Source organism: Rhodanobacter sp. C03 (genome assembly GCF_002001175.1).
Classification (GTDB): domain Bacteria; phylum Pseudomonadota; class Gammaproteobacteria; order Xanthomonadales; family Rhodanobacteraceae; genus Rhodanobacter.
The window spans coordinates 425,046-436,549 of the sequence record NZ_MUNT01000001.1; the positions used below are offsets into that span (position 1 = coordinate 425,046).

Sequence of the window (11,504 nt, forward strand, 5' to 3'; positions counted from 1 at the left end):
ACAGCATCGCGCACAGGGTGCGCTCCTACCGGCGCGTGGTGGTTCGGGATGCCTGTTGCCATCGCCCCAATAGCCAGGACGCGCCCAGGCAACCGACCAGTGCCAGCACCCAGCGGTTGGCTGATGTGTGCGGGGCGGGCAGGATCGCGACGAACGACGGCAGCCACGTGTCGCCGTACATCGCCACCACCGCACCTGCGGCCACGGCCATGACGGTCGCCAACGCCAGCAGCAGCGTGAATTCGAAACGCGTGTCGGAGGCAACCTTTCGGGCCGGACTGGCCGCGACCTGTGCGGCCAGCTTCTGCGCGAAATCCGCAGGCAGCGCATGCGGCAGTGGCTCGCGCAGGGCGCGCGCGAGCAGGCGGTAACGCCGCGTGCGCGCATCGTCGCCGATGGGGTCGAGGTGCAGACGTTCGCGCCGCATGGCGCGTTCCTGCAGCAGCCATTCGCGTTCGTGGGCCGCGTCGTCGAAGGGAGGGATGGTGTCGTCGATGTCATGGTTCATGCTGCAACTCCGGTCCGGGCTTCGAGCGCGCCGCGCAGGCGCAATCGCGACCGGAACAAGTGGCTCTTGATGGTGCCGCTGGCCAGCCCGGTAATCCGGGCAATTTCGGGTATCGTGATTTCTTCAAGGTAATACAGGGTCAGCACGGTGCGCTGCAATGGCGGCAGCGCCTCGATCGCGGCGTGCAGGTGCTGCGCCGTTTCCGCGTCGGCACAGGCGGTTTCGAGATCGAAGCCGTCACCGATGTTTTCCACCAGCGCATAGTCATCGCCGTCGTCGGTGTTTTCGAGCAGCGGAATGCGCTTGTGCTGCAGGTGACGTAACGCAATGGTGTAGGCCACGCGCCCGATCCATGATTTCAGCGCGCTCTCGTAACGATACTGGTGCAGGCACTGATGCACGCGCAGAAAGGTGTCCTGGCACAGCTCGCGGGTATCCTCGGGGTGACGCACCATCCGCTGGATGATGTGCCAGCACAGCCCCTGATACTCGCGGACCAGGCGCTCGAACGCGCCCGGCCGGTTGGCCAGCACGGCGTCGACCAGTTCGCGGTCCGGGCTGCTGCGGATGTCTTCCATGCCGCAAGGGATACGCGCATTGCCACAATGGTTGCAAGCGGGTTGCTGCAACCGGCATGAGGGCGGGCGTATCTATGGTCCCGACAGTCAGTCATTCCGCCATCAACCCAAGGAGAGCTCCATGAATTTCGGCGACTTTATCCCGATCAGCCTGTTCATCTGCATTGCCTACTCGATCAAGGTCTGTGTCGACGCCATGGTGCGCCGGCACATGGTCAACGCCGGCGGTTCCGAGGATCTGGTCAATTCGATCCTGCGCGACGAGGCGCTGCGTCGGCGCAACTCCTCGCTGCGCTGGGGCATCGTGCTGGTGTCGGTCGCGGTCGGCTTCGGCCTGATCCAGTGGTTCAACTGGCGGGACGTCACCCCCGGTCTGGTTGCGGTGCTGGCCGGCGCCACCGGTCTGGGCAACCTGGCGTTCTTCGCGATCTCGCGCAAGCTGAGCTAGGCGATCCGTTTGGTGCGACCATAACGCTCCGAACGCGGAGAGCCATCCCCATGCACGCCAGCGGTACGTTCGAAGTGAAGATGTTTTCGCAGCCGGCGGAAGACGGTGTCGGTGACGCCAGCATTGGCCGGATGGCGCTGGACAAGCAGTATCACGGCGACCTCGCCGCGACCGGCAGGGGTCAGATGCTGGCCACACGCACCGCGGTCGAAGGTTCAGCTGGCTACGTCGCGCTGGAGCGGGTCAACGGTACGCTGCATGGACGCAGCGGCTCGTTCGCACTGCAGCACAGCGGCATCATGACGCGCGGTACGCCGCAGTTGACCATCACGGTGGTGCCCGATTCCGGTAGCGATGAGTTGCAGGGACTGGCCGGCACGCTGGCGATCACGATTACAGATGGCCAGCATTTCTACGATTTCGAGTACACGCTGCCCGAGGCGGGCTGAGCGCGAGCCTCTGCCATAGGTCATCTGCGCGCCTCCCCGCCCGCATGCTATTTTCGCGAAAGGGGGCCGCGTGCCCGACATGCCAGGGACAGGGGGACCATGCCATTGCCGAGCGTCAGCGTCGAATCCGTCACCAAGCGGTTTTCAGGACATACCGCCGTCAACCGTCTATCGCTGGAGGTTTCCGCCGGTGGCATCTTCGGGCTGCTCGGGCCGAACGGCGCGGGCAAGTCCACCATGATCCGCCTGATCATGGGCATCCTTGAACCGGACGAGGGCCGCGTGTCGCTGTTCGGTTCCGCGCATGGCAGCCGCAAGCTGTCGGCGCGCATCGGCTACCTGCCGGAAGAGCGCGGGCTGTACAAGAAGATGAAGGTGCTCGATCACCTGATCTTCCTGGGCGAGACCAAGGGCATCTCGCGTGCCGACGCACGCCGGCGCGCGCAGGCGTGGCTGGAGCGGCTGGGCATCAGCGAGTGGGCGCTGAAGAAGGTCGAGGATCTGTCCAAGGGCATGCAGCAGAAGGTGCAGTTTGCCGGCGCACTGCTGCACGAACCGGAGTTGGTGATCCTCGACGAACCGTTCTCGGGACTCGATCCGGTCAATGCCCAGGTGATGAAGGACATCGTGGTGGAGATCGCCGCCAGCGGTCGCACCGTGTTGTTCTCGACCCACGTGATGGAGCAGGCCGAGCGCATGTGCGATCACATCGCGATCATCGCGCGCGGCGAGACCGTGGTCAGCGGCACGGTGGCGCAGGTCAAGGCGGACTTCGGCGGCCGGCATGTCGCACTGGGCTTCAGCCACGACAAGTCACGCGCCGAGACGATCCTCGCCGACCGTTCGCTGATTGCCCGCGTCGACGATTACGGTGCCTCGGCCGAGCTGCAGATGGCCGATGGTGCCGATCCGGAGCAACTGCTGGCGGCGCTGGTGCACGCAGGGGTCGGTCTGCGCCGGTTCGAGGTGGTCGAGCCGTCGCTGCATGCCATTTTCATTGCCAAGGTCGGCGCCGATGCCGCCGTCGCGCACGCCGGAGCAGCCGCATGAAGAAGATCATCGCCGTGATCCGCCGGGAGTTCGTCGAGCGCGTGCGAACCCGGGCGTTCCTGATTTCCACGATCCTGCTGCCGGTGTTCATCGTGCTGATGGCGGTGCTGCCGGGGCTGATGATGAGCGGCTCGGACCGCGCCAGCCGGGTCGCCGTGGTGGACGCGTCCTCGGTGGGGCTGGGCCAGTCGGTCAGCCAGGCAATGCTGACGGAAAGGCTGGGCGACGGGCCCGATACCGAGGCCCGTTACAGCGTGCAGGTGTTTCCCGCTACGGCGGCGAACCTGGCTGCGGTGCGCGACGATCTGATCGCCAGCACCGGCTTTTCCAGCAAGAAGCAGAAAGACGGCTGGGACGGCGTGCTGGTGCTTACGGACGACACCTTGGCCAGTGGCAAGCTGGCCTACTACGGCAGCAACGTCGGCGCGATGCAGTCGATGTCGAAGCTGCAGCGCAGCGTGTCCAATGCACTTGCCGGTGTGCGGCTCGGCAAGTCGGGCGTGGATGCGGCGCTGGTGAAGCGCGCGATGGCACCGGCCGACATGGATACCACCAAGGTGTCCGACGGCAAGCTGACCGGGCAGAGCGGCGAGGACTCGTTCCTGATTGCCTATTTCATGGGCTTCGTCCTGTACATCTCGATCCTGCTCTACGGCCAGCAGACGATGACCTCGGTGATCGAGGAGAAGACCTCGCGCATCATGGAGGTGCTGACCTCGTCGCTGACGCCGTTCCAGATGCTGCTCGGCAAGGTGCTTGGCGTGGGCATGGCCGGCCTCGCACAGATGGCAATCTGGGGCGGCTCGGTGTTCCTGGTCAGCAGCCAGCGTGCGCACCTGGCCGGCCTGTTCGGCATGAGCGCGGACGCGGTGCACAGCTTTCCGATTCCGAGCATGGCGCCGGGCCTGCTGGTGGTGTTCCTGCTCTACTTCACGCTGGGCTTCCTGCTTTACGGCGCGCTGTACGCGGCGATCGGCGCGATGTGCAACACGATCCAGGAGACCCAGCAATACGCGGTGTTCGTCACCATGTCGATCCTGGTGGGTTTCTTCTCCGTGTTCAGCCTGATCAAGGATCCGACCGGCAGCCTGGGCGTGACGATGTCGTACATCCCGCTGTTCGCGCCTTTCACGATGCCGGTGCGCTGGTCACTGAGTTCGGTGCCGCCGCTGCAACTGGCGCTGTCGCTGGGCCTGATGGTGCTCGCACTGCTCGCCTGCGTCTGGCTGGCCGCGCGGATCTACCGCACCGGCATCCTGATGTACGGCAAGAAGCCGTCGTGGCGCGAGCTGCTGCGCTGGATCAGGGCCTGACGGTCGCCTTCGCCGGAGTGTCGAACAGGTCACTTTGCGCCTGGTAGCTGTCCTGCTCGACGAAGCCGGCCAGGCCGACACCGACGAGCCGGTAGCGGCTGTCGGCAGGACGTTCCACGCGCTCACGCAGTGCACAGGCGATATCAGCCAGTTCGGCTGCCGACTGCGGGCGTGTGGCCGGCGTGAGACTGCGCGTGAGCGTGTGGAAGTCCGACGTCTTCAGCTTCAGCACGACGGTGCGCGCGACGCGGCTTTCTTCGCGTTGATGGCCGGCCCATGCCTTTTCAGCGAGCTGGCGGATGTGTGGTTCGAGTTCGTCGAGCAGCAGGTCGTGCTCGAACGTATCCTCGGCGGAGACCTGCAGCGTCGGGCGCTCGGGCTGCACCGCGTGTTCGTCGATGCCGCGTGCCAGTTCATATAGCCGTCTGCCCCAGCGGCCGAAGCGCTGCTCCAGTTCCGCCAGCACAAAGCCACGCAGTTCGCCGACGCTGGCAATGCCGAGCACGGCGAGCTTCGCCTCCATCACCTTGCCCACGCCTGGCAGGCGGCCGACCGGCAGTGGCGCGAGAAACGCATCCACCTGGTGCGGGCGGATCACGCACAGGCCGTCGGGCTTGTTCCAGTCCGAAGCGATCTTGGCGAGGAACTTGTTCGGCGCCACGCCGGCGGAAGCGGTGAGCTGGGTCTCCTCGCGGATCGCCGCACGGATCGCTTCGGCGGTGGCGGTGGCCGAAGGCAGCCCGGTCTTCGTCATGGTGACGTCGAGATAGGCTTCGTCCAGCGACAATGGCTCGATCAAGTCGGTATGTCGAGCGAAGATCTCGCGCACTAACCGCGACACCGCCTTGTAGCGCACGAAATCCGGCGGCACGAAGATCAGCTGCGGGCACAGCCGCTCGGCGCGGATCGCCGGCATCGCCGAGCGCACACCGAACACGCGCGCCTCGTAACTCGCGGCACATACCACCGAGCGCGCGCCGCGCCATGCCACCGCTACCGGCTTGCCGCGCAACGACGGATCGTCGCGCTGCTCCACCGACGCGTAGAACGCGTCCATGTCGATATGCAGGATTTTTCGTGGTGGTGCGGACACGAGGGCAACCGGGAAAAGCGGTAGTGCGGATTCTAGATGCAGCCACTGTCGCGGTGTGTCAGCAGTGATTGGCGACGTGCGCGGCGCTGCGGTCCGCGCGGAGGTTTCGTGCTCAACGCCAGAACGCAATCACGTCGGCGTGGTTACCTTCGCTCGCGTCATCATTTCCGGGTGCGTGCTCGACACGCAGCACGTGGCGACCGCTGGCCAGCGAACGCACATCGATCATCGCCTGCAGCGCGGGGCGACGGGTACGCGAATCGCTGCCGACGTCGTAGTGCAGCGTGGCGAGTGGCGTTCCGTCGAGCGACACCGCGCGCAGGCGCGCCATGCATTCCAGCAAGGCGTCGCCGCGCGCATCGCCATGAGGCAGCATCAGCGCGCGGGCGCAATGGCTCTGCATGGCTGGCGCGTCGCGCTGGGGTTGGTACGGCACGGTCAGTCGCAGGTAGGATCCCTCGATCACCGCACTTTGTACGAACGGGGTCATCGGATCGTGCAGCGGATCGCGCTGGTCGTCGTAGTAATTGCTGCGCAACGTGCGGGAGTCGTCGACGCTGCGCGGGAACAGCCCGTAGCTGCCGGCCTGAAGCGGCTTCTTCATCGAGTTCAGGCCGAACGTCACGGCACCGAACAACACCGCGAACACGACGAGAATCAGGCGATTGATGCGACGCTCGTTGCTGTGGCTGGCGAGCAACGACATGACCTCGGAGCGGTAACTGATGCCGAACAGCCCGGAGTACCTGAAGATCGCGGCCAGTCCGCGTTGCACGGCACCGCCTTCGCGCAACCTGGCGCCGAACCTGCGGTCGATCTCATGGGCGCCGAACAACAGCACTATCAGGGTCACGACGCACAGGCTGAATACCAGGAACATGTCGGCGTGGAGGCCGGTCAGGCTCAGGCCGGTCATGATCACCGCGAACACCACGGCAACCATCAGGCTGATGATCAGCAGCCGCGTGGCCAGCATCACGCCGATGGCGAATACCACGGTGGCGCGATTGTCGGCGCGTTCGATCGAGTCGCCGGTGGAACCGTGCCGGTGCCGGTCGATTTCGCGCTGTACCGGCCCCATGCGCAGATTTTCCCAGAGCACCCCGTCCGGGTAGACCGAGTGCATGCCGACCAGGGCGATCCAGTTCGCGCGCAGCAACAGGTGCAGGGCGAACGTCACCGCCAGGATCACCGCGGCGGTTTTCAGGTAGATGTAAAGCGGCAACACCACCCCGGCAAAGTCGGTGCTCAGCCGCGGCAGCAGCGCGAACAGCTGGTCATCCAGCCAGCCGGGCAGTTGCAGCATGGCGAACACCGCCACGCCGGAGATCAGCAGCTCGACCTCCCAGGTGGGCGTGGTGTGCTTCGGCAACTGGTCGGGATCGTGGCCCGGCGCGGCGGTATCGCTCATGCCCGTGTGCTCTGGTGGCTCGGGTCGATGGTAGCGGTAGCGATCATGCTTCGGTGAAGAATTCCGGCGCGGCGCCGACGTAGATCCACGCGCGGGTGCCGGAGGCGAGCGTGACGGCGACGCGGCGGTAGTCGTCCACCTCGTAGGCATCCGCACGAGCCAGCTCGGCGGTGCTGAGGCGGAACACGGTGCCGCTGACCGAGTCCTCCGGGTTGCCGCTGTCGTGCACGATCGGATGGTGGCTGGCGCCACTGGTGGCGACGACTTGCGGATCGTCGATGCGGATCAGCTCGCGACGATAACCGTCCAGACGATCGGGTTGACCGGCGAGTTGCCGGCCGAATGTGGCCAGCTGCACCGCGGCGGTCTGCAAGGTGCCATAGGAGAACAGGTATTCGGTGGCAGCAGCTGTGCCCGGATGCAGCCGATCCAGTCGCGCGGACAGCTGCCGTGCGAAGCGCTCGGCTGCCTGCGGCTGCCCGGCCAGGAACAGCGATGGCTCGAGCAGCTCCAGCTCCATGACCAGGAAACGGCCGTTGCAGACGACCCCATCGATGCGCGCATACGCCAGGTCGCCGTATCCCATCGTGGCGAGGGCGGCCAGCGCCCGTTCGGCGGCAGCAAACGTCGCGGCATCCGGCTCGATCGGGTCGACACTGCCACCATGTTCGCTCTGCACGCGGTAGTCGCCGCTGGCTGGGCGCTTGAGCACCGCGTGGCTGAACTCGCCCTCGAAGTACAGCAGCGACCATTCGCCGGCGCTGACGACCTCTGGCACGAACGGCTGTACCAGGTAGTCGAGCTCGCGCGGCAACCTGTCTACCGCCTGCAGGAACGCTGCATCGTCGGTGTTGCCGCGCAGCGTGTGCCAGGCGCCGCCGCTGATCGTCGGCTTGATCACCACCGGCTGTGCCGGCATTGTTGCCAACACGTCTTGCAACTCGCCCGCGCCGGCGAGCCGGGTGGGGATGATGTCGACGCCGCGTTCGACGAGTTCGAGCAGGTAGCGCTTGTCGCTGTTCCAGCGCAGCAGGGCGCTGTCGTTGATGGTAGGCACACCCAGCCGGTCGAGTCGGTCCAGCCAGGCCAGGAATGCTGCGTGGTGTTTGAAGTAATCCCAGATGGTGCGAATCAGCACCGCGTCGAATGTCGACCAGTCGACGTCCGGGTCATTCCAGACGCAGACGATCGGCTGGATGCCGAGGTGTTCCAGCGAGGTCGCCAGGTGCGCATCGTCCGGCTGGATGCACGGATAGTCCGCGGAAGTGGCGAGGGCAAGCCGGCGAGCGGCAGCGTGAACAGACATGGCGACATCTCCAGTGATGGAAAGGGCGCCCTTGCGAGGAATCGCCTACCAAGCGTGGCGGACCGGGATCCGCTGCAGCACCCCTCGGTAGCGATGGCCCAGCGGGATCACCGCTGCGCACAAACCGGCAGCGCATGTTGCGTTGCCGGCGACAGTGTTCCGAGGCGGATGGTGCTTGTCAATTTGCGGGTGGCGGCGCGGCGGCTACCTTGTCGATGGCCGAGCGGTGTCGTTCAATGCCGTAGGGTGCGTGCTGCCGGGCTGGCCGATTGCACCAGATAAAGACGCACGCCAGCCTGCCCGCTGGGCAGTTCGATCGCGGCGCCGTCGACGACCTGGATGCCATCGGTGGGCGGAGTCACGGCCGCATGCAAGGCCGACATCAGTTCCGTGGTTTCGCGGTGTCGCGCGATGACGCCCGGCAGCAGCCATGCCAGTGCCAGCAGGAACATCGCGAACGCGCCGGCGCCGGCGAGGCGCAGGCTGTGTCGGCGCGTGCCATCGGATCGGTTCGCGATGGTGCGCTGCAGGCGCTGCAGTCCATCCGGCGGCGGTTGCAGGTCGATGAACAGACGGTCGGATTCATGCATCGAGGGACGCTCCCAGCAAGGTTTTCAATCGCTCCATCGCCTGGTGCTTGCGCGAGGCCACCGTGCCGGCCGGAATGCCCAGCACCGTCGCGATCTCGTTGCCGCGCAGGCCGCTGAATTCCGACAGCAACAGGATCTGTTGCGCGGCCCGCGGCAGTTGCCGCAATGCCTGATGCAGCCGGCGCGTGGCGAGGAAGTCCTGCGGCTGTCCATCAGCGGTCAACGGTAGTGATTCCTCGTCCAGCTCCTCGTGTCGCCGCAGCAGGCGCCAGCGCAGGCGGTTCTTCGCCAGGTTGAGCGCGGTAGTCCACACCAGGGCATCCAGCGTGCCCTCATCGACCTTGCTGCGCCGCTCCCACACGCGCACGTAGGCGTCGTGGATGACGTCCTGGCAATCCTCGGCCTGCCATAGCTGGCGGTAGAGCACGTTGTAGAGCGGCCGTTCCAGTCGACGATAGCTGGCGTAGAGCGCTTCCTGGCGCAGTGTCATGTTGCTGGTTCAGGCGTGTGGCGGCAGGCGGTCCGCGCGGACGATGAACAGGCGCAAGGCCGGCTTTTCAGGACAGGGCGGTGAGATCCCGCCAAGCGGCGCGGGGGCACAGGCGCCGGGGGCCTGTGCCAGTACCACGTAGTGGCCGGGCTCGGCATCGATCTGGGTCCTGAACTTGGCGAGGCCGCCCCGGCCTTGATCGTCGTAGCCAACATCCAGGTCGATGCTGTTGCCGTTGATGGTATTGACTGTGAAGTCGATGGCGCGTGGATAGCCACCGCTCGTTGTGGCAACGATCGAGCCGCCGTGGCCAGCCGACGCCATCGCGGAAAGCGTCTGGTCAAGCCGGAAATGCAACGTCCCCATCGTTTGGCGCACCGTGTCGAGCGTGGCCGACAGCGGCTGCAAGGCCGCGTCGTCGCTACCGGGGCCGGTTGCACCGTCGACAATCCAGAAGTGCAAGTTCACTTGTGCGGACTTCTGGTCTGCGGGCGACGCGTTGCCAAGGCTGGTGATCGCCGCGCTGATCGAGGCCTGCGCATCGCGAGGAGCGTAGACCAGCAACTTGCCGGGCGCGGGCATGGTGACATTGCCCACTTTCCCCAACGCATTGCCCAGCGCTTCGGTCAGATTGGGCGTTTGCTCCGGCGGCACGGCATAGATTTTCAGTTCCATCGGAGCGATGGCCTGGCCGACGCGACCATCGTTTGGTGCCTGGCAAGCCGTCAGCGCCAGCAACAGGGTCGAGCCGAGGATGAGTCGGTGTGTGTGCTTCATGCGGTTCCCTCGCGGCGACCGGATGGCCGCCTTCCCGAATATATACACGCCAGCGCGAATTTCTTTCATTCGCCAGTTCCGCCAAATAAGCCGCCTGTCATCCGGGACTGGCTGAAACACCATCCACAATGGCAAGGTAGCGTCCATGCTGACCGAACCCGCCAATGCCTATGCCCGTCGCCTGAACACCTGGGACGCCGCGATGATCGTCATCGGCGGCGTGATCGGGGCGGGCATCTTCATCACGCCGGCCACGGTGGCGCAGAACACGTCGTCCGGCATGCAGGTGCTGATCCTGTGGGCGATCGGCGGCCTGCTGACCCTGGCCGGCGTACTGTGTTATGCCGAACTCGGCGCACGGCGGCCGCAGGCGGGCGGCATCTATGTGTACCTGCGCGAGGCGTTCGGTCTGCTGCCGGCGTTCCTGTTCGGCTGGACCATGGCGCTGATCAACTATCCCGGCAGCGTAGCGGCGGTGGTGACCAAGTTCGCCGTCTATTTCTGCCGGGCGCTGGGCCTGGGCCGGCTCTACGAAATGCCGGTCGCGGTCGGCGCGATCGTGTTCATCGTCAGCATCAACCTGTTCGGTATCCGCGCCGGCGCATGGATGCAGAACATCTTCACCGTGCTGAAGGTGATGGCGATCGCCTTGCTGGTGGTGGCTGGCCTGGTGCTGGCGCATGGCCAGCTCGGACTGGCTCTGGAAGTGGATACCACGCGGCCGGTGTCGTCATGGGCGTTTGCCGGCGCCTTGTTGCCGGTGCTGTTCGCGTATGGCGGTTTTCATTACCTCAACGATCTGGCCGGCGAAGTGCGCAACCCGCAACGCACCCTGCCGCGCGCGCTGGGCATGGGCATGGCCGGCGTGGTGCTGTGCTACGTGCTGGTCAACTTCGCCTACCTGGCCGGGCTCGGCCATGCCGGCCTCGCGACCAGCGCGGCGCCGGCGGCGGATTTGATGCAGAAGCTGTTCGGTGTGCATGGTGCCACCGTGATCGAGGTCGGCATTGCCTGCTCCACCTTCGGCTATTGCAGTATCGCGATCGCCGGCGGCGCGCGCGTGCTGCAGACGATGGGCGCGGACGGCGTGTTCTTTCGCGCGACCGGGCGCGTCGATCCACGCACGCGCGCGCCGCAGATCGCGCTGGCCGTGCTCGGTGCATGGGCGATCGTGCTGACCGTATCGGGTAGCTTCAACCAGCTGCTCAACTACACCACGGTGGGCGAGTGGCTGGGGCACATGTTTGGTATCTCCACGCTGTTCTGGTATCGCAAGCACTTCATCGACCAGCCGGCGCCGTACCGGGTGCCGTTCTATCCGTTGCTGCCGCTGATCTTCGTGATCACCGTGTTCGGCGTGATCGTGGCCAGTGCGATCCACGCGCCGGGCGATGCCGGCATGAGCCTGCTGATCATCGCGCTGGGCGTGCCGGTGTATTACGGCTGGCAGTGGTGGTCGCGCCGACGTTCGTAATCCTGTCCACAAGGGAC

Annotated in this window: 13 protein-coding genes and 1 riboswitch; of the genes, 5 read left to right on the forward strand and 8 right to left on the reverse strand. The window is 65.7% G+C overall.

Annotated elements, in window-relative coordinates; all coding sequences use genetic code 11:
• Positions 1 to 25 precede the first annotated feature (25 nt).
• Together B0E48_RS01700 and B0E48_RS01705 are read right to left on the reverse strand one after the other, a co-directional pair.
• Positions 26 to 508, reverse strand: a complete 483-nt coding sequence (locus B0E48_RS01700; RefSeq protein ID WP_077515705.1) for a hypothetical protein — start codon at positions 506 to 508, stop codon at positions 26 to 28.
• A complete protein-coding gene (locus tag B0E48_RS01705; protein WP_077515706.1) occupies positions 505 to 1,086 on the reverse strand; it encodes a sigma-70 family RNA polymerase sigma factor in 582 nt (193 codons plus the stop codon). Before B0E48_RS01705 ends, B0E48_RS01700 begins: the two co-directional genes overlap by 4 nt.
• Positions 1,087 to 1,207: 121 nt before the next feature.
• Between B0E48_RS01705 and B0E48_RS01710 the strand changes: the two genes are divergently transcribed.
• The 4 genes from B0E48_RS01710 to B0E48_RS01725 all read left to right on the forward strand — a co-directional run bounded on the left by B0E48_RS01710 (position 1,208) and on the right by B0E48_RS01725 (position 4,346).
• The gene (locus B0E48_RS01710) at positions 1,208 to 1,534 is read left to right on the forward strand and encodes a hypothetical protein (RefSeq protein ID WP_077515707.1); all 327 of its coding nucleotides are present in this window, start codon (positions 1,208 to 1,210) and stop codon (positions 1,532 to 1,534) included.
• A 50-nt stretch (positions 1,535 to 1,584) separates the two neighbouring features.
• Entirely contained in the window at positions 1,585 to 1,983 is a 399-nt protein-coding gene (locus B0E48_RS01715) for a DUF3224 domain-containing protein (RefSeq protein ID WP_077515708.1), read from the forward strand.
• Between the two features lie 99 nt (positions 1,984 to 2,082).
• A complete protein-coding gene (locus B0E48_RS01720; protein ID WP_254423815.1) occupies positions 2,083 to 3,033 on the forward strand; it encodes an ATP-binding cassette domain-containing protein in 951 nt (316 codons plus the stop codon).
• On the forward strand, positions 3,030 to 4,346 hold the full coding sequence (locus B0E48_RS01725; RefSeq protein ID WP_077515709.1) for an ABC transporter permease: 1,317 nt from the start codon (positions 3,030 to 3,032) through the stop codon (positions 4,344 to 4,346). The genes B0E48_RS01720 and B0E48_RS01725 overlap by 4 nt, the downstream gene beginning before the upstream one ends.
• Here B0E48_RS01725 and dinB read toward each other — a convergent pair.
• The 6 genes from dinB to B0E48_RS01755 all read right to left on the reverse strand — a co-directional run bounded on the left by dinB (position 4,336) and on the right by B0E48_RS01755 (position 10,082).
• Entirely contained in the window at positions 4,336 to 5,439 is a 1,104-nt protein-coding gene (gene dinB, locus B0E48_RS01730; protein ID WP_077515710.1) for a DNA polymerase IV, read from the reverse strand. The genes B0E48_RS01725 and dinB overlap by 11 nt on opposite strands.
• A gap of 112 nt (positions 5,440 to 5,551) precedes the next feature.
• Positions 5,552 to 6,850, reverse strand: a complete 1,299-nt coding sequence (locus tag B0E48_RS01735; RefSeq protein ID WP_077515711.1) for a hypothetical protein — start codon at positions 6,848 to 6,850, stop codon at positions 5,552 to 5,554.
• Positions 6,851 to 6,893: 43 nt separating this feature from the next.
• A complete protein-coding gene (locus B0E48_RS01740) occupies positions 6,894 to 8,156 on the reverse strand; it encodes a gamma-glutamylcyclotransferase (protein ID WP_077515712.1) in 1,263 nt (420 codons plus the stop codon).
• Between the two features lie 16 nt (positions 8,157 to 8,172).
• Positions 8,173 to 8,248, reverse strand: a riboswitch (S-adenosyl-L-homocysteine riboswitch).
• A 141-nt stretch (positions 8,249 to 8,389) separates the two neighbouring features.
• The gene (locus B0E48_RS01745; RefSeq protein ID WP_077515713.1) at positions 8,390 to 8,746 is read right to left on the reverse strand and encodes a hypothetical protein; all 357 of its coding nucleotides are present in this window, start codon (positions 8,744 to 8,746) and stop codon (positions 8,390 to 8,392) included.
• Positions 8,739 to 9,236 carry a sigma-70 family RNA polymerase sigma factor gene (locus B0E48_RS01750; protein ID WP_077515714.1) on the reverse strand — a complete coding sequence of 166 codons (498 nt, stop codon included), beginning with the start codon at positions 9,234 to 9,236 and terminating at the stop codon, positions 8,739 to 8,741. The genes B0E48_RS01745 and B0E48_RS01750 overlap by 8 nt, the downstream gene beginning before the upstream one ends.
• A 9-nt stretch (positions 9,237 to 9,245) precedes the next feature.
• Positions 9,246 to 10,082, reverse strand: a complete 837-nt coding sequence (locus B0E48_RS01755; RefSeq protein WP_139350118.1) for a hypothetical protein — start codon at positions 10,080 to 10,082, stop codon at positions 9,246 to 9,248.
• A gap of 76 nt (positions 10,083 to 10,158) precedes the next feature.
• Here B0E48_RS01755 and B0E48_RS01760 point away from each other — a divergent pair, with 76 nt between their 5' ends.
• Positions 10,159 to 11,487 carry an amino acid permease gene (locus tag B0E48_RS01760; protein WP_077515716.1) on the forward strand — a complete coding sequence of 443 codons (1,329 nt, stop codon included), beginning with the start codon at positions 10,159 to 10,161 and terminating at the stop codon, positions 11,485 to 11,487.
• The last annotated feature ends 17 nt before the right edge of the window (positions 11,488 to 11,504 follow it).